Below are 22,616 nucleotides of genomic sequence, written 5' to 3'. Positions count from 1 at the left end.
CCCCGTCTGGCTTACTCGACAGGGACTTCAACAGGTGACTGTTTCGGTGTGTTGTCTTCATATTCCTGCGCGGCTTTCAGGGCGTCGGCGTCAGCCTTGGCCTTGTTGTCGGCCACTTGCTGCAGCTCAGCCAGTTTTTCCGGGGTGAGCATTTGCAGGCGAGTCATCATGCGCTGGATCAGCTCACGACGCATTTCCTTGCGCACCTGGATGGTCTCGGAGTCCGAACCCACCAGGTTGTTGCCATCGTGGCTCACCACTTTCTGCACCTGGATCTTGTCACCCATCAACGGCAACTGATCACGGCCTTGTATTTCGAACATCAGCGCCGTGTTCAACTCGACGTCCGACGCACGGCCAGCACTGGCGTAGCTGATATTGCGCTGGGTTTCGCGCTCATCCGTCAGGATCAGTTTGTAGGTGGCGCCGTTGTACACGTGCACACCGCTGTTTTCCAGGGTCTGGCGCAGCTGGGTGACGGTTTCGCCGTAGGCGTTGCGGGCGCTGACGTCGAGTTCCTTGAGCGACAGCTCATTGGTGCCGGTGCCGCGCAGCTGGAAGCCGCAAGCGCTCAACAGCACGGCAAGGCCCATAACCAGCAGATTGCGTTTGATCATTTTGTTGCTCCCCTTGAAACCAGGTGGGCCTTCTCGGGCCCTAAAGGTTTAGTTCGGCGTGGGGCCCAAGCCCCGCGCCTGATCCGATTTAGCTGGCGACGATATTGACCAATTTGCCAGGCACCACGATCACCTTGCGGATGGTCAGGCCTTCGGTAAAGCGCAGCACGTTCTCATTGATACGTGCAGCTGCTTCAACCTCTTCACGGCTGGCGCTGGCCGGCATGTCGATCTGGCCACGCAGTTTACCGTTAACCTGGATGACCAGTTGCAGCGTGTCCTGTACCAGGGCGCTGTCATCCTGCACCGGCCAGGCGGCATCGATGACGGCACCGCTGTGGCCCAGACGGCTCCACAGTTCATGGCTGATGTGCGGCGTGATCGGCGCGAGCAACAGGGTAACTGTTTCCAGGCCTTCCTGGATCAGCGCACGGTCTTGTTCGGTCGCCTGCGAGGCTTTTTCCAGCACGTTCATCAGCGTCATCACCTGGGCGATGGCGGTGTTGAACTTGTGGTTCTGCCCGACGTCCTGGCTGGCCTGGCGGATAGCCAGGTGGATGCTGCGGCGCACGGCTTTCTGCTCGTCGTTCAAGGCGCCGAGGTCCAGCTTGCCCGGCAGGCCCTGGCTGACGTGGGCGTGGGCCAGGCGCCAGACGCGCTTGAGGAAACGGTGCGAGCCTTCGACACCCGAGTCGGACCATTCGGCGCTCATGTCAGGCGGCGAGGCGAACATCATGAACAGGCGGCAGGTGTCGGCGCCGAACTGATCGATCATCGACTGTGGGTCGACGCCGTTGTTCTTGGACTTGGCCATCTTCTCGGTGCCGCCGATTTCCACCGGCAGGCCGTCGGCCTTCAATTTGGCGCTGATGACCTTGGCCTTGCTGTCACGCTCAAGCTCGACATCCGCCGGGTTGAACCAGGTGTAGGCGCCATTGGCTTCGCGACGATAGTAAGTGTCGGCGATCACCATGCCCTGGGTCAGCAGGTTCTTGAACGGCTCATCGGAGCTCACCAGGCCTTCGTCACGCATCAGCTTATGGAAGAAGCGCGCATACAGCAGGTGGAGGATGGCGTGTTCGATGCCACCGATGTACTGATCCACCGGCAACCAATGGTCGGCTGCGGATTTCTCCACCAGGCCACCTTCATAATGCGGCGAGGCATAACGAGCGTAGTACCACGAGGACTCCACGAAGGTGTCCATGGTGTCGGTTTCACGCTTGGCCGGTGCGCCGCACTTAGGGCAACTGCACTCGTAGAACTCAGGCATGCGTGCCAACGGCGAGCCAGCGCCATCCGGCACCACGTCTTCTGGCAACACGACCGGCAGTTGGTCTTCCGGTACCGGCACGTCGCCGCAGGTTTGGCAGTGGATGATCGGGATCGGGCAGCCCCAGTAGCGCTGGCGGCTGATGCCCCAGTCGCGCAGGCGGAACTGGGTGCGCGAGGCACCGAGGTTTTTCTGGATCAGGGCAACTTCCATGGCATCGAAGGCGCCCTGGAAGTCCAGGCCGTCGAATTCGCCGGAGTTGATCAGCGTGCCGTGCTCGCCGTAGGCGTCTTGCCACGGAGCGGGGTTGGTGTCGCCCGAGCTGGTGCGCACGACCGACTTGATCGGCAGGCTGTACTTGGTAGCGAATTCGAAATCGCGCTCGTCGTGGGCCGGCACGGCCATGACGGCGCCATCGCCGTAGTGCATCAATACGTAGTTGGCGACCCAAACCGGCAGTTTCTCGCCGGTCAGCGGGTGCTCGACGAACAGGCCGGTTGGCAGGCCTTTTTTCTCCTGGGTGGCGACGTCGGCTTCGGCCACGCTGCCGCCTTTGCATTCAGCGATGAACGCCTGCAGCTCAGGGTTGTTCTGTGCGGCCTGGGTGGCCAGCGGGTGTTCGGCGGCCACGGCGACGTAGGTCGCGCCCATCAGGGTGTCTGGGCGGGTGGTGAAGACCTTGAGTGCGCCCGCTTCGCCGATGGAGTCGACGATGTATGGGAACTGCACTTCCATGCCCTTGGATTTGCCGATCCAGTTGCGCTGCATGGTCTTGACCTGTTCAGGCCAGCCCGGCAGATCGTCGAGGCTCGACAACAGTTCATCCGCGTAGGCGGTGATCTTGAAGTAGTACATCGGGATTTCGCGCTTTTCGATCAGCGCGCCGGAACGCCAGCCGCGACCGTCGATAACCTGTTCGTTGGCCAGTACGGTCTGGTCGATCGGGTCCCAGTTCACGGTGCCGCTTTTTTTGTAGATCACACCTTTTTCGAACAGGCGCGTGAACAGCCATTGTTCCCAACGGTAGTAATCCGGCTTGCAGGTGGTGACCTCGCGGGACCAGTCCACCGCCAGGCCCAGGCTGCGCAGCTGGGTCTTCATGTAGGCGATGTTTTCGTAGGTCCACTTGGCGGGCGCCACGTTGTTTTTCATCGCGGCGTTTTCTGCCGGCATGCCGAAGGCGTCCCAACCCATAGGTTGCAACACGTTCTTGCCGAGCATGCGCTGGTAGCGCGAAATCACGTCGCCGATGGTGTAGTTGCGCACGTGCCCCATGTGTAGCTTGCCGCTGGGGTAAGGGAACATCGATAGGCAGTAGTAAGTCTCCTTGCCTGGCTGTTCACTGACTTCAAAGGACTTTTGCTCGTCCCAGAAGGTTTGGGCGGCATTTTCTATTTCACGGGGCTGATATTGTTCGTGCATGGCTACTTTTGAACTGGATAGGGGTGGCCTAATCCTCTTCGGTGCACTGTCCGGGTTGTTCGACACCAAGAAGCGGCGCGTCCGTGCCCAAACCCTGCGGGAAGTGGAGTTACAGGAAGCGCCGTAGCATACATGACCCCACTCTATCGAGGGAAACCCTGATTGCGCGGCAAGGGCCGTCTGTCGCGGCACCGGGCAGGCGCAGCCACGGGGGCTACGCTGTTTAGTGGGGAGCAAGTATTTCTTCAATGAGGTGAGGGGATGGTTGAATCGCAGCGAACTTTAACGAAACCGCAGTTGTATGAAGGATTGATCGACCGTTTGGGTCGGGCATTGGATGCCGCAAGAACCGCAGGCCGATTGCGTGATGAGCGGCCTCTGGAGCTGGAGTTGCGAGGCTTGAGCCAGGCGGAACTTGAATTGATCAAGAACTACCTGGCGTTGAATTACGACCGCGCCTCCCATGGGCAGGCTTCCCCGCCCGCTCATTCGGCCAAGGTCATCTGGCTCAAAGACTTGGCGACCGGCCGCGGGCCAGAGGACTTCCGCTCCGTGCGGTGCAAGTGAGACCCGCGTTATCCGTTAGCGTTATCAAAATGTTGTCGGTAAGGATTGTTGCAAAACCCCGATGCATCTAGGCTTCGGGCATCTTTGGAGATGCCCGATGCCTTTTCGTTATTTCATTAAACAACTGTTGTTGCCGCCCGGTATTTTTCTGCTGTTGCTGGCGTGTGCCTGGTGGTTTCGCCGCAGCCGTCCACGCCTGGCGGGCTTGTGCTTTGCCCTCGGGCTGGGCGGGATGTGGTTGATCAGCCTGCCAGTGATGGTGCAGTGGGGCGCCCGTGTCCTGGAGACAGAACCACCTTTGGCCCGGGAAGACTGGGCCACCTTGGCCCAGCGTGCCGACGCGATTGTGGTGCTGGGCTCGGGGCGCGAGCGCGGTGACGTTGCCTGGGGCAGCGACCAGCCCACCGGTATTGGCCTGGAGCGTGAGCGTTTTGCCGCGCGGCTGGCCAAAGCATCCGGTTTGCCAGTGCTGACCAGCGGTGGCTTGCACTACGGCACGCCGCCCAGTGAGGCCGAGCTGATGGCCGTGTCGATGCAGGATGACTTCGGTGTCACCGTACGCTGGAAAGAAGAGCGAAGCCGCACTACCTGGGAAAACGCCCAGATGAGCGCCGAGATACTCTTGCCTCAAGGCATCAAGCGTGTGGTAGTGGTGACCCAGGCCTGGCACATGCCGCGTTCGGTGTGGAGTTTTGAAAAGGCCGGCTTCACCGTGGTGCCGGGGCCGGTGGGCTTTTTGGGTGTGGACCATGGCCGACCGTTGGGTGGCTGGATGCCGGAGGTCAAGGCGGTGTGGCAAAGCGGGCAGTTGATCAATGAAGCGGTGGGGCAGGTGGGGTATCGGTTGTTTTACCGGTAGGCGCAACACAGGAGATCAAAATGTGGGAGCTGGCTTGCCTGCGATGGCGGTGGGTCAGTGAGCACTCAGGGCACTGATACACCGCCATCGCAGGCAAGCCAGCTCCCACAGGTCAGAGCGTTTTGGACATTCGTGCAGCCAGCAGAGCCCAGCCAAACAATGGCAGGCACACAATGATCAACGGCCACGAACGCCATTGCAGGTACGGCGTGAGGTTATGCATCGGCACCACCTCTCCATAGAGAATGCCGCGCTCGAACTGCGGGATCTGCGCGGTGATCTGCCCAAACGGATTGATCAGCCCGGTCACGCCGTTGTTGGTGGCGCGGATCATCCAGCGGCCAGCTTCCAGGGCACGCATCTGCGCCATTTGCAGGTGCTGCAGCGGGCCGATGGAGCGGCCAAACCAGGTGTCGTTGCTGATGGTCAGCAGCAGGTCGCTCTGGGCCGACAGGCCGGCGGCGAATTCGGGGTACACAACTTCATAGCAAATGAACGGCGCAATCTGATAACCCTTGGCCTGTAGCATGGCCTGGTCAGAAGGGCCGCGGGCGAAGTCGGACATGGGCAGGTCGAAAAAGGCGATCAGCCCGCGCAACATGTCCTGCAACGGCACGTACTCGCCAAACGGCACCAGTTTCTGCTTGAGGTAGGTGCCGTCACCTTCACCCACCACGGTGATGCCGTTGAAGTAGCGCTTCTGGTGGTGCACTTCCTGGCGAATCGGTACCCCGGTGATCAACGCACTGTCCCGGTCGGCGGCAAACTTGCCCATCATGCCCAGGTAGCCCTCGACGGACTCCTTGAGCACCGGCACGGCGGTTTCCGGCCAGACCAGCAGGTCGACGCGCTTGGAGCTCAGGCTCATGTCGCGGTACAGCGCCAACTGTGCATTGAGCTGGTCGGGGTCCCACTTCATGCTTTGCTCGACGTTGCCCTGAATCGCGGCCACGCTCAGCGGCGCGCCAGACGGCGACGTCCAGGCGTGATGCTTGAGCGCCAGGCCAATGGCCCAAGGTGCAACCAGCAATAACAGGCCCGCGCCGATGAAGGCATTGCGCTTGCTGGCCAGCAGACGCGGCAGGTTGCACAGCAATGCGGCGGTGAGTGCGAGGGCGAAGGAAATCAGCCACATCCCACCCAATGGCGCGAGGCCGGTCAAAGGCCCATCGAGTTGACTGTAACCGGAGTACAACCACGGGAAACCGGTAAGGAACCAGCCACGAAAGGCTTCCTGGCCGACCCACAACGCGGCGAACGTCAATGCATCCGCCAGTGGTGCTTCGTTACGGCGCAACCAGCGTGCCCATAACCAGGCGGGCAGGGCAAAGAACCAGGCGATGGCGGCCGTGAACAGCAGCATCAGGAACCCCGCCAGCAGCACCGAAGCGCCGCCGAAGTGGTGGATGCTGTAGTAGATCCAACTGGTGCCGGCACCAAACAGGCCGAAGCCGAAACACCAGCCACGGCCCAGGGCCTGGCGGGGTGTCAGCTCCCGCAGGCCGATATAGAACAGGCCGACCGCTACCAGCGCCAACGGCCAGATATCGAACGGCGCCAGCGCCAGGGTTGTGATGGCGCCGGCCACCACGGCCAGCAAATTACCGGGCCAGCCGGGTGAGGTGAGACGGCGCATGTCAGTCCTTAGCGGGCGATGGGTGTCAGGCGGATCAGGTGGATGCGACGGCTATCAGCATTGAGGATGCGGAAGCGATAGGCGCCGATCTCGGTGGTTTCATTACGCTTGGGCAGGTGCCCGAACGCACTCATCACCAGGCCGCCGACGGTGTCGAACTCATCGTCCGAAAACTCGCTGTCGAAGAACTCGTTGAAGTTCTCGATGGGCGTCAGCGCCTTGATCAGGAAGTCACCGCTGGGCAGCGGCTTGATGTAGCTGTCTTCTTCGACGTCGTGCTCGTCCTCGATGTCGCCGACGATCTGCTCCAGCACATCCTCGATGGTAACCAGGCCGGCCACGCCGCCGTATTCGTCAATCACAATGGCCATGTGATTGTGGTTGGCGCGAAACTCGCGCAGCAGCACATTCAGGCGCTTGGACTCGGGCACGAAGGTGGCCGGGCGCAGCAGGTCCTTGATGTTGAAGCTGTCGCCGTTCTCCTTGAGGATCAACGGCAGCAAGTCCTTGGCCAGCAGGACGCCCATGACGTCGTCATGGCTTTCACCGATCACCGGGTAGCGCGAATGCGCCGAGTCGATCACGGCCGGGAGGAATTCCCGTGGGGTCTGGGTCGCCTTGATGCTGATCATCTGCGAGCGCGGGACCATGATGTCGCGTACTTGCAGGTCAGCCACCTGGATGGCGCCCTCGACGATGGCCAGCGCTTCGCTGTCCAGCAATTTGTTCTGGTGTGCATCGCGCAGCAGCTCCAAGAGCTCCTGGCGGTTTTTCGGCTCGTGGGCAAAAGCCTGGGTCAGTTTACCCAGCCATGACTTCTGCCCGTTGCTCGATCGGTCTTCGCTCATAGCGATTACTCTAAATCCTTTGATATGACAGTTGAGTGTTGATCAGTTTTCGTCGTCTGCGTACGGGTCGCGGTGACCCAGCTCTGCAAGCAACGTTCGTTCCAGCGCTTCCATTTCCTCGGCTTCGTCATCGTCTATGTGGTCGTAACCCAAGAGATGCAAGCAGCCGTGGATGACTAGATGGGCCCAATGGGCCTCAAGTTCCTTGCCTTGTTCGGCCGCTTCGCGCTCGACCACCGCGACGCAGATCACCAGGTCGCCCAGCAGCGGAATATCCAGCAATTCGTCGGGCACGTCGGCGGGGAAGGACAGCACGTTGGTCGCGTAGTCTTTCTGGCGCCAGGTGTGGTTCAGCTCACGGCCTTCGGCCTCGTCCACCAGACGAATGGTCAGTTCCGAGTCGGCGGTGCGCTGGCGCAGGGCCAGTTCACACCATTGGCGGAACTGGGCTTCGCTGGGGGCGGGCGCGTCGGTGGCCAGCTGCAGGTCTAGCTCAAGCATCGTGGCGAGCGTCCTTGGCGGGCGCGTCGTCGCGGTGTTCGAAACGCTCATAGGCCTCGACAATGCGCTGCACCAGCGGGTGGCGTACCACGTCCTTGGGCATGAAGTGCGTGAAGCTGATACCCGGCACGTCCTTGAGCACCTCGATCACCTGGCCCAGGCCCGACTTGGTGCCCTTGGGCAGGTCGACCTGGGTGATGTCGCCCGTGATCACGGCAGTGGAGCCGAAACCGATACGGGTGAGGAACATCTTCATCTGCTCAACGGTGGTGTTCTGGCTTTCGTCGAGGATGATGAAGCTGTTGTTCAAGGTGCGGCCACGCATGTAGGCCAGTGGTGCGATCTCGATCACCTGGCGCTCGATCAGCTTGGCCACGTATTCAAAGCCGAGCATCTCGTACAGCGCGTCGTAGAGTGGGCGCAGGTACGGGTCGATCTTCTGGGCCAGGTCGCCGGGCAGGAAACCGAGCTTTTCGCCGGCCTCGACCGCTGGGCGCACCAGCAGGATGCGCCGCACTTGCTCGCGCTCCAGGGCATCGACAGCGCAGGCCACCGCCAGGTAGGTCTTGCCGGTACCGGCCGGGCCGATGCCGAAGTTGATGTCGTTGCCGAGGATTTCCTTGACGTACTTCTGCTGATTCAAGCCGCGGGGGCGAATCATGCCTTTTTTGGTACGCAAGGCCACGCTGGCTTCGGCCACCGGGTTATTGGCCAGGTCTTCCACAGCCGATTCCTGCAGGTACAGGTGCACGGTCTCCGGCGACAGCTCGCTACCCTTGGTTTCGCGGTAGAGGCGGCGCAACAGGTTTTCTGCAGACGTGGTGTGTTGAGGTTCACCAATGAGCTCGAACTGATTGCCGCGGTTGCGGATCTCGATGCTCAGGCGTTGTTCGATCAGGCGCAGGTGCTCGTCGAACTGGCCGCACAGGTTGGCGAAACGGCGAGCCTCAAACGGCTCGAGGATAAAGCGATGGGGTTCTGCTATGGGTGCGTTCAAGGTTGCTTTTAGCCGCCCTTTGGCTGATGAGGTGAGAGAGAGAATAACGCCAGGCGCCGGTGTGCGAAAGCACTTAAATAGCTTGGCCCCACTCTCGATAACCCTGAAGAACCCCTGTGGGAGCTGGCTTGCCTGCGATAGCGGTGGGTCAGTTGGCACATAGGGCACTGATACATCGCTATCGCAGGCAAGCCAGCTCCCACATTTTGATCTTCATCCGGTCAGCGAGATCAGTTGATCAACGAGCCACGCAACGAGTGTGGCTGCGCCGCATCAATGTGCACATCGGCAAACTGGCCGATCAGCGTGGGATTGTCGCAGCGGAAGTTGACGATTCGGTTGTTCTCGGTACGCCCCTGCAATTCACCCGGGTCTTTCTTCGAATAATCGGTGACCAGAATGCGCTGGATCGAACCGACCATTTGTCGGCTGATTTCAAAGCCCTGCTGATTGAGGCGATGTTGCAGCGCGTTCAAGCGCTCTTTTTTCAACGCTTCCGGGGTTTCATCCAGCAGGTCGGCAGCCGGGGTGCCCGGGCGCTGGCTGTAGACGAACGAGTAGGAGAAGTCGAAACCGACGTCCTCGATCAGCTTCATGGTCTGCTGGAAGTCTTTCTCGGTTTCGCCCGGGAAGCCGACGATAAAGTCCGAACTGATGCAGATGCCCGGCACGGCAGCGCGCAGTTTGCGCAATTTGGATTTGTATTCCAGCGCGGTGTGGTTGCGCTTCATCGCCGACAAAATGCGGTCCGAACCCGATTGCACCGGCAAGTGCAGGTGTTTGACCAGCTCTGGCACTTCGGCGTGGGCCTGGATCAGGCTGTCGGAGAACTCCAGCGGGTGCGAGGTGGTGTAGCGGATACGCTCGATGCCATCGACAGCGGCGACCACGCGGATCAATTCCGCCAGGTCGGCCAGGCGGCCATCATCGGTCTGGCCACGGTAGCCGTTGACGTTCTGGCCCAGCAGGGTCACTTCGCGCACGCCGTTTTCAGCCAGGTGGATGATTTCCGATAGCACATCGTCAAACGGCCGGCTGACTTCTTCGCCGCGGGTGTAAGGCACCACGCAGAAGGTGCAGTACTTGCTGCAGCCTTCCATCACCGACACATAGGCGCTCGGCCCATCGATGCGCGGTTCGGGCAGATGATCAAATTTTTCGATTTCGGGGAACGACACGTCAACCTGCGGCAGCTTGGTGATGCGTGCGGCGTCGATCATCTCGGGCAAGCGGTGCAGGGTTTGCGGGCCGAACACCACATCGACATAGGGCGCGCGGTCGCGGATCGCAGCGCCTTCCTGGCTGGCCACGCACCCGCCGACGGCGATCACCATGTCCGGGTTGGCCAGTTTCAATTCGCGCCAGCGGCCCAGCTGCGAATACACACGGTCCTGGGCCCGCTCGCGGATCGAGCAGGTATTGAGCAGGATCACGTCGGCATCTTCGGCGCGGGCAGTGACTTCCAGGGCCTGGTGTTCGCCCAGCAAGTCGACCATGCGCGAGCTGTCGTACTCGTTCATCTGGCAACCGTGGGTTTCGATGTAAAGCTTCTTGGCCATGGGAATCGTCAACTGGTGGTAAAGAACCGCGCATTATAGGGGGCATGCCCATTGGTTCCTAGCGCTGTGCATCGGGTGCCATGCTATAGTTCGCGCCCTCTTTTATATCCCCATGTGTTGTTCGCCCACCATGACCAAACGTGAAGCTCCAATCTATAAGGTGATTTTCCTCAACCAGGGCCAGGTGTTCGAAATGTACGCCAAGCAGATCTATCAAAGTGATCTGTGGGGCTTCCTGGAGGTGGAAGAGTTCGTCTTTGGCGAGCGCACCCAGTTGGTGGTCGATCCGGGCGAAGAAAAGCTCAAGGCCCAGTTCGAAGGTGTGGTGCGCAGCTTTGTGCCCATGCATTCGATTGTGCGCATCGATGAAGTCGAGCGCTTGGGGACGCCGAAGATCAGTGAAGCTCGGGGCATGAGCAATGTGATGCCGTTTCCGATGCCGATGCCTGAGAAGTGATCTGCAATTAATTTGTAGGGCGTTTCCGAAACTGCCTCTCAATGGATAGACATTTTGTTTGAAAGATAGCAAATTTTGTTTATTCAGAGAGGGCATCATGAATCTACCAATAATAAGAAAACCTCGAAGTTTCCCCCGTTCGACTGCGTTTAATCACGCCACTCATTAGCGTCAAGTTCCATCACGCCGTCATTAACGAACTGACCTGTTCGGGAGTAGCCCTGTGCGCGATCCTCGCTATGACATTCTGTTTGAGCCGGTGCAAATAGGCCCGGTGCGTACCCGCAATCGCTTTTATCAAGTTCCGCACTGTAATGGCATGGGCCACGTGCACCCCTCGGCGATGGCGCGCATGCGCGCAGTGAAAGCCGAGGGCGGCTGGGGCGTGGTGTGCACGGAAGAATGCGAAATCAGCCCGCTGAGCGAGTTCTCCCCTTATATAGAAGCGCGTCTTTGGGATGAACGCGATATTCCTGCACTGGCGCGCATGTGTGAGGGGGTACACCGTCACGGGGCGTTGGCCGGGGTAGAGCTGGCATTCAATGGTTACTCGGCGCCCAACCGCTACAGTCGCGAAATTCCCTGGGCGCCTTCCAATACCCCGGTGCGCAGTTACGACCCGGTGCAGGCTCGGGCCATGAGCCATGCCGATATCCGGCAATTGCGCGCCCTGCATCGAGCCGCCGCATTGCGCGCCCGGGAGGCGGGTTTCGACATCATCTATGTGTACGCCGGCCACGACCTGAGCGTGCCGTTCCATTTCCTCACGCCACGCAATAACCGGCGTACCGACGAATACGGCGGTACGCTGAAAAACCGTGTGCGCCTGTTGCGCGAGTTGATTGAAGACACTCGCGACGCAGTGGGTGATCGGTGTGCCGTAGCGGTCCGCCTGGCGGTGGATGAGCAAATGGCCGACGGCCTCAGCCGCGAGGGCGAAGGTGCCGAAATCTTCTCGATGCTGGCGGACCTGCCGGACTTGTGGGACGTCAATGTCGCCGATTGGTCCAATGACAGCGTGACGGCGCGCTTTGCCGGGGAGGGTTACCAGGAGGCCTTCCTGCTGGGGCTCAAGGCGCTGACCAGCAAGCCCGTGGTGGGCGTCGGCCGCTTCACTTCGCCGGACACCATGGTGTCTTTGGTTCGCCGTGGCGTACTGGACCTGATCGGGGCGGCCCGCCCTTCGATTGCCGATCCGTTCTTGCCCAAGAAGATTGAAGAGGGGCGCGCCGAGGAAATTCGCGAATGCATCGGCTGCAATGTATGTGTCAGTGGCGACCACACCAGCACGCCCCTGCGCTGTACACAGAACCCGACCATGGGCGAGGAGTGGCGGCGTGGCTGGCACCCCGAGTCGGTCAACCGTACGCAGCAACCCGGCCGGGCGCTGGTGGTCGGCGCCGGGCCATCCGGGCTTGAGTGTGCACGGATCCTAGGTGCGCGAGGGATGGAAGTGGCCCTGGTCGACAGCCTGCGCACCCTAGGCGGGCGTGTAGCGTTGGAAGCCCGGCTGCCGGGGCTGGCGAGTTGGGCACGGGTGATTGACTATCGACTGGATGCGTTGAGCCGCATGCCGTCAGTCGAGATCTATCGGGAAAGCCCCTTGCAGGCCCAGGATGTGCTGGATTTCGCCGCCGAGCATGTGTTCATCGCTACGGGTTCCCATTGGCGGCGGGATGGCTTGGGACGCGCCTTGCGCTCCCCCTTAACGGGCCTGGAGAGCCTGCCCGTGCTGACGCCTGATGACCTGATGGCGGGGGTGTTGCCCACTTCGCCGGTGTTGCTGTTCGATGACGATCACTATTACATGGGCAGCGTGCTGGCCGAACACCTGGTGGCGCGGGGTGTGGAGGTGATATTCATCACCCCTGCGGCGGACGTGGCGGCCTGGACCCATAACACTCTCGAGCAGCACCGCATTCAGCGTCGTCTGATGCAGTTGAATGTCACGATCATACCGTCCCATACGCTGGTCAGCGTTAAGCCAGAGGGTGTGGTAGCGGGTTGCATCTACACCGAACGTACGCGGTTGATCCCAGCTGCAGCCTTGCTGCTGGTCACTTCCCGGGAGCCTGAGCAGGCGCTGTATCAGGCCTTGAACAACTCACCCGAACAGTTACAGGCGGCAGGCATCCGAACGCTGACGCTGATCGGCGACTGTGTGGCGCCGGGCACCATTGCGGCGGCGGTGTATTCAGGTCATCGCATCGCACGTGAGTTCGATGCGCCCGAAGGCTCGCTGATAGTGCGGCGGGAAATTCCATTTATCGAGGTGTAGTCAGTCCGACTGTTCAATCAATAACGAGGAATACAATAATGAAAAAAATACTCCTGATGTTATTCACCACACTCCTTATTAATTCATCGTTGTTTGCCAGCGATTATAAAGTGATCCGTTTCGCTGCCGATCCCAACTATGCGCCCTTTGCTTATAAAGACAGTACGGGCACTTTGACCGGTTTTGAAATAGATATTGGCAATGCAATTTGTGCACATTTGAATGTTCGCTGCCAATGGGTCGAGAGTGACTTTGACGGCATGATTCCCAGCCTCAACGCCGGCAAGATCGACGCCATCCTTGCTTCAATGACCATCACTGCCGCTCGGCAAAAGGTCGTCGACTTTTCCTCGGAGGTGTTTTCCAGTCCCACCGCCATGGTGATGCGCCCTGGCACTGAGCTTTCCACAGGCATGGCCGTCGGCTATTTGCAGGGCAGTACTCAAGAAGTGTATGCCCGGCAAGTGCTCGCCGGGCAGGGTATGAAGGTGGTGGCTTATGCCGATCAGGAACAAGTGTACGCGGACCTGCTGACAGGGCGTTTGCAGGCATCGCTGCAGGATGCTCAGCAAGCACAGAGCGGATTTTTACGTTCACCCCAAGGCGTCGGGTTCGTGCTGGGCCCGTTGATTGACAGCGAGTTGATGCCGTCCAAAAGCGGCATTGGCATTGCCAAGGGCAACCACACGTTGAAAGCGCTGTTGGATAAGGGGCTGGCTGCCCTGCACGCCGATGGCACCTACGCTCGCCTGCAAGAGCAGTACTTCCCCGGAGTGAACATGTTCAGCGGCCAATAACCGCCCTCAACGGCCAGCGAGGACACAATCATGCTACCTGCCTTCACTCAATTCGCCGCGTCCCTGGGCGGTTTTTTGCCGATGTTACTGCACGGGGTCTGGGTCACCCTGCAACTGGCACTGTTGTCATTGCTGCTGGGGCTGATCCTGGGCCTGCTGGGGGCAGGCGCCAAGCTGTCCAGGGTCAGGGCATGGCGCCTGTGCGCGCAGGTGTATACCACCTTGATTCGCGGGGTTCCGGACCTGTTGTTGATGCTGTTGATTTTCTACGGGTTGCAGACAGGCCTGAGTCGTCTGACCAGCGAATTGGGCTGGGCCTACATCGATGTCGACCCTTTCAGCGCCGGCGTGATCACTCTGGGGTTTATCTACGGCGCCTATTTCACCGAAACCTTTCGCGGCGCGTTGCTGGCTGTGCCCCGGGGCCAGTTCCAGGCTGCCAAAGCCCTTGGCCTGACCTTCAGGCAGAGTTTTGTGCATGTGATATTCCCGCAAATGATGCGGTTTGCCCTGCCGGGGCTGGGCAATAACTGGATGGTCTTGCTCAAGGCCACGGCGTTGGTGTCGATCATCGGCTTGGCAGACTTGGTGAAAGTGGCGCAGATGGCGGGCAAGAGCAGTCAGCAATTACTGGCTTTTCTGCTGCTGGCGGCGCTGGTTTACCTGTTGCTCAGCAGTGTTTCAAACGCGGCGTTGCGCTGGCTGGAGCGTCGGTATAGTGACGGTGTGCAGGAATCATCATCATGATCGAGCTTATCCAGGAGTATTGGCGGCCGTTTATCTATTCTGACGGCCAACAAATCACCGGCCTGGCCATGACCTTGTGGCTGACTAGCGCCTCTTCGTGCCTGGGCCTGCTGTTGGCGTTGCCACTGTCCATTGCCAGGACGTCCAGCCGACGCTGGCTGCGTTGGCCGGTGCAAAGCTTTACCTACGTGTTTCGCGGCACACCGCTGTATATCCAGTTGCTGATCTTCTACACCGGCATCTACAGCATTGGCGCCGTTCGCGAGCAACCGTTGCTGGATGCTTTTTTTCGCGAAGCGCTCAATTGCACCCTTCTGGCGTTTGCCCTCAATACCGCGGCCTACACCACGGAAATACTCGCGGGCGCGATCCGGGCGATGCCGCGCGGTGAAATCGAGGCTGCACGGTCGTTGGGTTTCGACGGTTGGAAGCTGTACGTGCACTTGATCATGCCCTCGGCCCTGCGCCGGTCGTTGCCCTACTACAGCAATGAAGTGATCTTCATGTTGCATTCCACCACCCTGGCGTTCACGGCAACGGTGCCGGATATCCTGAAAGTCGCGCGGGATGCCAACGCTGCAACCTTCCTCACCTTCCAATCCTTTGGCCTGGCCGCGGCGCTCTACTTGTGCATTACGTTCGCGTTGATCTGCCTGTTCCGTCTGGCAGAACGACGCTGGCTGAGCTTTCTTGATTCGAATCGATAGGAGGCGATATGCAGACTTGCAGACATGAACTGTTGACGGCTGTGCCAGGTACCACGCGGCATATTCATAGTTTTCATTACGGCCCAGCCGATGCGCCGAGCAAGGTTTACATCCAGGCGTCCCTGCACGCCGATGAGCTGCCGGGGATGTTGGTGTTGTGGCATCTCAAACAACGGCTGGCAGATCTGGAGGCCAAAGGTGCGCTGCGTTGGCAGGTGGTGCTGGTGCCGGTGGCCAATCCGCTGGGGTTGGAGCAGGTGCTGATGGACGTGCCGCAGGGACGCTTCGATAACGACAGTCGAGAGAACTTCAATCGCTTCTTCGTCGACGTCAGCCAGCAGGTCGGGGATCAGGTCCAGGATGTTCTGACTGATGATCCTGCGCATAACCTGCACCTGATCCGCGCGACCTTGCGGCAAACCCTTGTCAGCCAGGTGCCGGCGACCCAGCTGCATTCCCTGCGCCTGGCCCTGCAAACGCTGGCCTGTGACGCCGACAGAGTGCTGGACCTGCATTGTGATTTCGAGGCGGTGCAGCACCTGTACCTGGCACCGGACGCCTGGCCCCAGGTGGAACCGCTGGCGCGGTACCTGGGCGCCCGGGCCTGCTTTATGAGCCCGGACGCGGGCGGGCATTCGTTCGACGATTGCTACACCTTGTTCTGGGCACGGATGCAGGCGCGTTTCCCTGGGGTCTTTGCGGCGCCGGGTTTTGCCGTGACCGTGGAGTTGCGCGGCGTGGCTGATGTGAGCCACGGGCTGGCGCGACAGGATTGTCAGGCGTTGATCAACTATCTGACTTTGCAGGGAGGCGTTGAGGGGCAAGCGCCTCCACTACCGGCGTTATTGAGTCCGCCAACACCCTTGGCGGGGGTCGAGCCGGTGGTGAGTGCGGTGGGAGGCTTGATTGTGTTTTGCGCGCAGGTGGGGGATTACCTGGAAGCAGGACAAATCGTGGCGCACGTCATCGATCCGATTACAGACCGTGTGACCGAGGTAGCGTGTGAGCGTGCAGGGCTTTTGTATGTACGATCAATACGCCGAATGGCAAGCGCCGGTATGGCGATTGCCCACGTCGCAGGGGTCACGGCGTATCGACAGGGCTACCTGTTATCGCCGTGATCAAGGCAGGGGAGAGAAAGGCGAACGCCCATCGGCGCTCTGCAACTCCTGCAGGTAGTTGCGGAAAATCTGCCCCAGCACCTGGGTCGCCACTTCCAGTTCATCGCGCTGCATGTGCTCGGCGACTTCGTCGGCGGTGTCCAGCGCGTCTTCGGCGCCATTGACCGCGGCCATTTTCAGCACGATGTACGCCTGAATGTTGTTGGCCGGCACGCCTTCGCCTTTGAAGAACATGTTGCCCAACTGGTATTGCGCCTGGGCGTGGCCCTGCAACGAGGCTTTCTCGAAGTAGCTCAACGCTTTGTTGAGGTCAACGGCCGGGTTCTTGCTGTCGTGGTAGTACTCGCCCAACTCGTATTGCGCCTGCGCATCCCCGTCCTCGGCCTGTTTCTGGCACGCGCTCAGGGCTTCGGCCTGGCTCTCTGGCTGGGTATTGAGGGTGCAACGACCCATCGCTGGAATTAACAACGAGTTGCCGCCGGCCTGGGCATGTGCCAGTAGCGGTTGAAGGAGCAACAGGCAGCCCAGAACCAGGGTGCGGCCGGTGCGTTTCATGGGAATCGACTTACCTCTGACGGGGCGCGCGGACCCTCGAGGGAGTCCAATAAGCGCGCATTATGAAATAAGCAGGCCTCTGCTTACAAAGTCTTTACTCGTTTTTCTGCTGCTTGGGCAAGTTATCTGCCGGATTGCAGTGCAATTCTCGAAAAAACCAGGAATTCTCTGTAAGCAAAGTAGCAAATCTGACGCTGCCAGGGGCAACGTCAGAGGTTGCCGTCACTTATTTCAGGGCCGCGAAGGCGCGCTCGGCAGCATCCAGGGTCAATTTCAGTTCGGCTTCGCCATGGGCAATCGAGGTGAAGCCGGCTTCAAAGGCGCTCGGTGCCAGGTACACGCCGCCTTCGAGCATCAGGTGGAAGAAGCGCTTGAACAGCTCGGCATCGCTCCCCATCACGTCATCGAAGGTGACGATATCGTCGGCGCCGCTGAAGTACAGGCCGAACATGCCACCGGCCTGGGTGGTCACAAACGGGATTCCGGCGGCGTCGGCGCGTTGTTGCAGGCCGTCGAGAAGGCGCGTGGTGTAGTCGGTCAGCTCGGCGTGGAAGCCCGGGCGGCTGATCAGGCGCAGGGTGGTCAGGCCGGCGGCCATGGCCAGTGGGTTACCCGACAAGGTGCCTGCCTGGTATACCGGGCCGAGCGGGGCGATGTGTTGCATGATCTCGCGCTTGCCGCCGAAGCAGCCTACCGGCATGCCGCCGCCGATGATCTTGCCGAAGGTGCTCAGGTCTGGCGTAACGCCGTAGTAAGCCTGGGCGCCACCGAGGGCGACCCGGAAACCGGTCATCACTTCGTCAAAAATCAGCACCACGCCATGCTTGTCGCACTGCTCGCGCAAGCCCTCAAGAAAACCCGGGGCCGGTGGAACGCAGTTCATGTTGCCGGCAACCGGCTCGACGATGATGCAGGCAACGTCCTGGCCGACTTCGCTGAGCATCTGCTCGACGGCTGCGATGTCGTTGAACGGCAAGGTCAGGGTGTGCTTGGCGAATGCCGCAGGTACGCCAGCGGAATTGGGAACGCCCTGGGTCAGCGCGCCGGAGCCGGCTTTCACCAGCAGGCTGTCGGAGTGGCCGTGGTAGCAGCCTTCGAACTTGATGATGTTGTCGCGGCCGGTGAAACCACGGGCCAGGCGGATCGCGCTCATGGTGGCTTCGGTGCCGGAGCTGACCATGCGCACCATTTCCATCGACGGTACGATCGAGCAGACCAGGTCGGCCATCTCGGTTTCCATCGCGGTCGGGGCGCCGTAGGACAAGCCGTGTTGCAGTTGCTGGCGCACCGCCTCCAGCACATCCGGATGGCTGTGGCCGAGGATCATCGGGCCCCAGGAGCCGACGTAGTCGACATAGCGCTTGTCGTCTTCATCGGTGACGTAGGCGCCTTCGGCATGCTTGAAGAACAACGGCGTGCCGCCCACGCTCTTGAACGCACGCACGGGGGAGTTCACACCGCCGGGGATGTGTTTCTGGGCGTTGGCAAACAGGGTTTCGGAACGGGACATGATCGGGCTCTCTAAACTGAAGATTTAAGAAGGTCGTTGAATGCACGGGCGCGGCGGGTGACTTCCTGGGTGCTGTCGGCACCGAACAGGCCATGGACCACGGCGAGCAGGTCAGCCCCGTGGGCCACCAGCGGCTCGGCGTTTTCCAGGGTGACGCCGCCAATTACGCAGATCGGCAGGTGCAGGCGCTTGCGGGCCTGGGCCAGCATGTCAACGGTGGCGGCGGGTGCGCCGGGTTTGGTCGTGGAATTGAAGAAGCGGCCGAAGGCGACGTAGCTGGCGCCTTCTTTGGCGGCCTGTTCGGCCAGTTCGATCTGGCTGTGGCAGGTGGCGCCGATGATCGCCTTGGCGCCGAGCAGTGCCCGGGCCGAGGTCAGCGGGCCGTCGGTCTGGCCCAGATGTACGCCGACGCCCAGTCGCGCGGCCAGTTCGGCATCGTCGTTGATGATCAATTGAGTCTTGTAGCGCGAGCACAGTTCATAGAGCTTTTCGGCTTCACGCAGGCGCCGTGCCTCGTCGCTGCTTTTGTCGCGGTACTGCAACAGGGTGACGCCACCGTCCAGCGCCGCCTCGACGTAGGCGAGGAATTTGCCGGCCAACAGTTGGCTGTCGGTAATGGCGTAAAGGCCGCGTAGTTTCATCGGGCAAACCCCTTGCTGACGAGCGATAAGTTACGAGCAGAAATCCAGCGGCAATCGACGCGGCACGAACTGGCCCTGGCCGAGTTGTTCGGCATCACGCAGGGTACGCCACGTGTAGTTGAGAGCCGTTTGCACGGCGCTGGCCAAACCTTCGCCTTGGGCAATGCGCCCGGCCAGCGCACTGGCCAAGGTGCAACCCGAGCCGTGATAACTGCCGGGCAAACGCTGGCAGGTAAAGGTCTGGCGCGTGCCGTCGCGGCTGTACAGGCGGTTGTGCACTTCGTGCTCGTCGCCATGGCCGCCGGTGATCAGCAGGTGCTTGATGTACGGCAACAGCTTCTCGGCGCAGTCGTCGGCGCTGCCGTCGGGCAGTTCCGCGAGGATGCGCGCTTCGGGCAGGTTGGGGGTGGCGATCAATGACAAGGGCAGCAGCCGCTCGCGCATTGCATAACCGACCTCGTCCTTGCCCAGGCTACCGCCGCCGCCGGCGCGCAGCACCGGGTCGCAGACCACCGGCAAATGCGGGTGCGCCTGCAGCAGTTCGACCACGGTGTCGACCATCGCGGTGGAGCCGAGCATGCCCAGCTTGACTGCCGCAACTTCAGAGTCACCGAGCACGGCATTGGCCTGGGCCAGTACCCACTCACGGTCAAGCACGCGGAAATCACTGACATTGACAGTATTTTGCACGGTCAACGCGGTGACGGCCGGGGCCGCGTGGCAACCCTGGGCGAGCAGGGCTTCGATATCTGCCTGCAGGCCGGCGCCACCACTGGGGTCGTGGCCGGAGAGACAGAGGACAACGGGGCGAGAGCTGTAGATATTCATGGTGCGCGAGCTTACCACCAAACGCTTTTTGCGTGGCTGCCTGGCGATGGCAGGAGTTTGCCGCTGCGGCGCGATTTGCCGTGGCTGAGCGCTGCACTGAGATGAGCTGAAAGCATTGCTCTAGAGCTGTCCTAAAAAAAGTTCCCGCGGTGGCTAATGGCTTTTACTGGCTATGCTAAAGTGCATCCAAACAACTTACTGTATCGCCGGTGTACGTCTTCTCAAAAGGAATGGGGGGCTTTTGACACAACCGGACCAGGCTACGCTGGGGCTCTATGCGCTATTTGCTGATTTTTTTATTGTGCGGGCTGCCGATGCTCGCCAGCGCCGTCGAGTTCAACCAGGACACGCGAAGCCTCCCGTTGGGCCGGGTCATGCAAGTGCTCGAAGACCCAACCGATGCCCTCACCATCGCCGATGTCAGTTCCCCCGCCTATGCCGCCCAATTCAAGACCCACGACAAAGACACGCTCAATGCCGGCTATTCACGCTCGGTGTTCTGGCTGAAGGTCAACCTGCACTACACCGCCAAAGATCCCCGGGCACCACGCACCTGGTTTCTGGAACTGGCCTACCCGCCGCTCAATCGCCTGGACCTTTACCAGGACGACGGCACTGGTCACTTCCGCCTCACCACCCGCACCGGCAGCGCGTTGCCGTTTTCCAGCCGTGAGGTGAGCCAGAGCAACTACCTGTTCAAGCTCAGCTTCTTGCCCGACCAGCAACAAACCGTCTACCTGCGCTTGCAAAGCCAAGGCTCGATCCAGGCACCGCTGACATTATGGGCCGGCACCGCCTACATGGAGGAGCAGCCGCTGCGCTTGTACGTGCTCGGCGCCATCTACGGTGTGTTGCTGGGCATGCTGATCTACAACCTGTTCATCTACCTGAGCGTGCGCGACACCAGCTACCTGTATTACATCCTCTATATCGCCTCGTTCGGCTTGTATCAGCTGTCGGTCAATGGCGTCGCGGTGGAGTACTTCTGGCCGAACAACCCGTGGTGGGCGAATGCGGCGGTGCCCTTCCTGATCGGCTCGGCGGCCTTGTTCGGCAGCCTGTTCGCGCGCAGTTTCCTGCACACCGCGCAGCACAGCCGCTGGCTCAACCGTATCCTGCTGGCGCTCGCGGCCTGTGGAGGGTTGGTGATGGCACTGGCGTTGTTGACCAGTTACGCCGTGGCCCTGCGCCTGGCCACTGCGCTGGCGCTGGTGTTTACCGTGACCATCTTCGTGGCGGCCATCAAGGCCTGGTATTGCGGGCAGCGCATGGCGCGTTATTTCATCATCGCCTGGTCGGCTTTCCTGCTCGGCGGGGTGGTCAACACCCTGATGGTGCTGGGTTACCTGCCTAACGTGTTCCTGACCATGTACGCCAGCCAGCTCGGCTCAGCCATTGAAGTGGCGCTGTTGTCCCTGGCCCTGGCCGACCGCATCAACGGCATGCGCGAACAGCAGGCGCAGATTCTCCTCGATGCCAGCCAGAAGCTGGAAGCGCTCAACCAGCAACTGGCCCGCAGTAATCGCCTCAAAGACGAATTTCTCGCCACCCTGACCCACGAATTGCGCACGCCGATGAACGGTGTGATCGGCTCGCTGGAGCTGATGCAAACCGTGTCATTGGACGATGACCTGACGCAGTACCAGCAAACCGCCGCCGGCTCGGCGCGGGACATGATGCGCATGGTCAACGGCATCCTCACCCTCACCGAATTGCAGGCCGGTCGCCTGGTGGCCCAGCCACAAGTGTTCAGCCTGCGCGGCACGCTCGATACCTTGCGCCAGCAATTCACCGGCAGCGCCCAGAGCAAAGGCCTGGCGTTCTCCATTGATGTGGCCGATGAGGTGCCGGACCGGCTGATCGGCGATGCCGACAAACTGCTCCAGTGCCTGGATTGCCTGCTCGATAACGCTTTCAAATTCACCCACGTCGGCGCGGTGCGCTTGCGAGTGGTGGGCGTGCCCCAAGGGGATGGCGCCTTGCACCTGAGCTTTATCGTCACCGACACCGGTATCGGCTTCGCCTTTCTCGATGAGGCCACGCTGTATCAGCGTTTCTTTCAGTTGGACGGCTCGATGACGCGTGAATACGGCGGCCTGGGCATTGGCCTGGCGATCTGCCGGCAGTTGATCGAACTGCTGGGCGGGCGCCTGACCCATCATTCTGAGCCCCGTAAAGGCAGTCGCTTCCAGTTGGAAGTGGACGTCAGCGCCGTGCCGCAGCAGGTGACGCCCGCCACGCAAACGCTGCCTGCACAGCGTGCGCCTCAGGAGTGCACGGTACTGTTGGTGGACGACAACAGTGTGGGCCAACTGGCGGTGCGTGGCATGTTGCTCAAGCTCGGTTACCGGGTCAAAACCGTGGACAGCGGCCCGGCGGCACTCGCTGCATTGCAAGGGCATAGCTTCGACGCCGTGCTGCTGGATGTGCCAGAGGGTGGCTTTTCGTTGTGCTGTCAGATTCGCGCATTGCCTGGCTGCGGTGAATTGCCGGTGATCGCCCTGAGCTCTTCGCCCAATGGGCCGGAGCGTGAGCGCTGCCATGGCATTGGCATGACGGATCGGCTGGCCAAGCCGGTGCGTTTCGATGCTTTGCAGGCGGCACTTGAACGTAGCGTGCTGTGCGCGGATGAGGGTGAAAGCGCCGAACATTCGGCGCGTATGCCACTTTTTTAAGGTCTTGCACGGTGCTTAACT

20 protein-coding genes are annotated in these 22,616 nt (G+C 60.7%); 9 read left to right on the top strand and 11 right to left on the bottom strand.

The genetic code is table 11. The features are described 5' to 3' along the window. Positions 1-11: 11 nt before the first annotated feature. The gene (gene lptE / locus MHH62_RS20740; protein WP_014720078.1) at positions 12-617 is read right to left on the bottom strand and encodes an LPS assembly lipoprotein LptE; all 606 of its coding nucleotides are present in this window, start codon (positions 615-617) and stop codon (positions 12-14) included. An 88-nt stretch (positions 618-705) separates the two neighbouring features. After that, on the bottom strand, positions 706-3,312 hold the full coding sequence (gene leuS / locus MHH62_RS20735) for a leucine--tRNA ligase (RefSeq protein WP_339231787.1): 2,607 nt from the start codon (positions 3,310-3,312) through the stop codon (positions 706-708). 261 nt (positions 3,313-3,573) lie between these two features. On the opposite strand from leuS, the gene MHH62_RS20730 reads away from it, so the two are divergent. Next, positions 3,574-3,879 carry a hypothetical protein gene (locus MHH62_RS20730; RefSeq protein ID WP_339231785.1) on the top strand — a complete coding sequence of 102 codons (306 nt, stop codon included), beginning with the start codon at positions 3,574-3,576 and terminating at the stop codon, positions 3,877-3,879. 97 nt (positions 3,880-3,976) lie between these two features. Beyond that, positions 3,977-4,738 (top strand): YdcF family protein, encoded by a 762-nt coding sequence (locus tag MHH62_RS20725; RefSeq protein WP_014720075.1) that lies wholly within the window; start codon positions 3,977-3,979, stop codon positions 4,736-4,738. A 112-nt stretch (positions 4,739-4,850) separates the two neighbouring features. Here MHH62_RS20725 and lnt read toward each other — a convergent pair whose 3' ends face one another. From lnt to miaB, 5 genes are all read right to left on the bottom strand, one after another. Beyond that, the gene (gene lnt, locus MHH62_RS20720; protein WP_122299152.1) at positions 4,851-6,374 is read right to left on the bottom strand and encodes an apolipoprotein N-acyltransferase; all 1,524 of its coding nucleotides are present in this window, start codon (positions 6,372-6,374) and stop codon (positions 4,851-4,853) included. Between the two features lie 8 nt (positions 6,375-6,382). After that, positions 6,383-7,222 (bottom strand): HlyC/CorC family transporter, encoded by an 840-nt coding sequence (locus MHH62_RS20715; protein ID WP_003194444.1) that lies wholly within the window; start codon positions 7,220-7,222, stop codon positions 6,383-6,385. A 42-nt stretch (positions 7,223-7,264) separates the two neighbouring features. Continuing rightward, positions 7,265-7,723: an rRNA maturation RNase YbeY gene (ybeY, locus tag MHH62_RS20710; protein WP_019818065.1), complete on the bottom strand. Its 459-nt coding sequence runs from the start codon at positions 7,721-7,723 to the stop codon at positions 7,265-7,267. Then, positions 7,716-8,720 carry a PhoH family protein gene (locus MHH62_RS20705; RefSeq protein WP_019818064.1) on the bottom strand — a complete coding sequence of 335 codons (1,005 nt, stop codon included), beginning with the start codon at positions 8,718-8,720 and terminating at the stop codon, positions 7,716-7,718. Before MHH62_RS20705 ends, ybeY begins: the two co-directional genes overlap by 8 nt. Before the next feature lie 230 nt (positions 8,721-8,950). After that, on the bottom strand, positions 8,951-10,279 hold the full coding sequence (gene miaB / locus MHH62_RS20700; protein WP_014720071.1) for a tRNA (N6-isopentenyl adenosine(37)-C2)-methylthiotransferase MiaB: 1,329 nt from the start codon (positions 10,277-10,279) through the stop codon (positions 8,951-8,953). Between the two features lie 130 nt (positions 10,280-10,409). Here miaB and MHH62_RS20695 point away from each other — a divergent pair, with 130 nt between their 5' ends. From MHH62_RS20695 to MHH62_RS20670, 6 genes are all read left to right on the top strand, one after another. Continuing rightward, positions 10,410-10,736, top strand: a complete 327-nt coding sequence (locus MHH62_RS20695) for a DUF1820 family protein (protein ID WP_003215457.1) — start codon at positions 10,410-10,412, stop codon at positions 10,734-10,736. 223 nt (positions 10,737-10,959) lie between these two features. Continuing rightward, positions 10,960-13,014 (top strand): NAD(P)-binding protein, encoded by a 2,055-nt coding sequence (locus MHH62_RS20690; RefSeq protein ID WP_078466472.1) that lies wholly within the window; start codon positions 10,960-10,962, stop codon positions 13,012-13,014. Between the two features lie 38 nt (positions 13,015-13,052). Beyond that, entirely contained in the window at positions 13,053-13,811 is a 759-nt protein-coding gene (locus MHH62_RS20685; protein WP_339231780.1) for a transporter substrate-binding domain-containing protein, read from the top strand. A 30-nt stretch (positions 13,812-13,841) separates the two neighbouring features. Continuing rightward, positions 13,842-14,558, top strand: a complete 717-nt coding sequence (locus MHH62_RS20680; protein ID WP_339231778.1) for an ABC transporter permease subunit — start codon at positions 13,842-13,844, stop codon at positions 14,556-14,558. After that, positions 14,555-15,265 (top strand): ABC transporter permease, encoded by a 711-nt coding sequence (locus tag MHH62_RS20675; protein WP_014720067.1) that lies wholly within the window; start codon positions 14,555-14,557, stop codon positions 15,263-15,265. The genes MHH62_RS20680 and MHH62_RS20675 overlap by 4 nt, the downstream gene beginning before the upstream one ends. An 8-nt stretch (positions 15,266-15,273) precedes the next feature. Next, positions 15,274-16,386: a succinylglutamate desuccinylase/aspartoacylase family protein gene (locus tag MHH62_RS20670; protein WP_020301981.1), complete on the top strand. Its 1,113-nt coding sequence runs from the start codon at positions 15,274-15,276 to the stop codon at positions 16,384-16,386. On the opposite strand, the gene MHH62_RS20665 is transcribed toward MHH62_RS20670, so the two are convergent. The 4 genes from MHH62_RS20665 to MHH62_RS20650 all read right to left on the bottom strand — a co-directional run bounded on the left by MHH62_RS20665 (position 16,387) and on the right by MHH62_RS20650 (position 19,920). After that, on the bottom strand, positions 16,387-16,941 hold the full coding sequence (locus MHH62_RS20665; protein ID WP_014720065.1) for a tetratricopeptide repeat protein: 555 nt from the start codon (positions 16,939-16,941) through the stop codon (positions 16,387-16,389). Positions 16,942-17,167: 226 nt separating this feature from the next. Continuing rightward, positions 17,168-18,451: a glutamate-1-semialdehyde 2,1-aminomutase gene (hemL, locus tag MHH62_RS20660; RefSeq protein WP_019818059.1), complete on the bottom strand. Its 1,284-nt coding sequence runs from the start codon at positions 18,449-18,451 to the stop codon at positions 17,168-17,170. Between the two features lie 11 nt (positions 18,452-18,462). Beyond that, entirely contained in the window at positions 18,463-19,092 is a 630-nt protein-coding gene (gene thiE, locus MHH62_RS20655; protein ID WP_014720063.1) for a thiamine phosphate synthase, read from the bottom strand. A gap of 30 nt (positions 19,093-19,122) precedes the next feature. Then, positions 19,123-19,920 carry a hydroxymethylpyrimidine/phosphomethylpyrimidine kinase gene (locus MHH62_RS20650; protein WP_019818058.1) on the bottom strand — a complete coding sequence of 266 codons (798 nt, stop codon included), beginning with the start codon at positions 19,918-19,920 and terminating at the stop codon, positions 19,123-19,125. Between the two features lie 275 nt (positions 19,921-20,195). Here MHH62_RS20650 and MHH62_RS20645 point away from each other — a divergent pair, with 275 nt between their 5' ends. Continuing rightward, positions 20,196-22,595: a hybrid sensor histidine kinase/response regulator gene (locus MHH62_RS20645; RefSeq protein WP_038451620.1), complete on the top strand. Its 2,400-nt coding sequence runs from the start codon at positions 20,196-20,198 to the stop codon at positions 22,593-22,595. Positions 22,596-22,616: the final 21 nt, after the last annotated feature.

Origin of the sequence: Pseudomonas sp. FSL L8-0168 (assembly GCF_037976155.1) — a bacterium.
GTDB classification, from domain to species: Bacteria; Pseudomonadota; Gammaproteobacteria; order Pseudomonadales; family Pseudomonadaceae; genus Aquipseudomonas; species Aquipseudomonas paracarnis.
The sequence above is the reverse complement of the archived record's forward strand: the minus strand, read 5'-3'. Positions and strand labels throughout refer to the sequence as shown.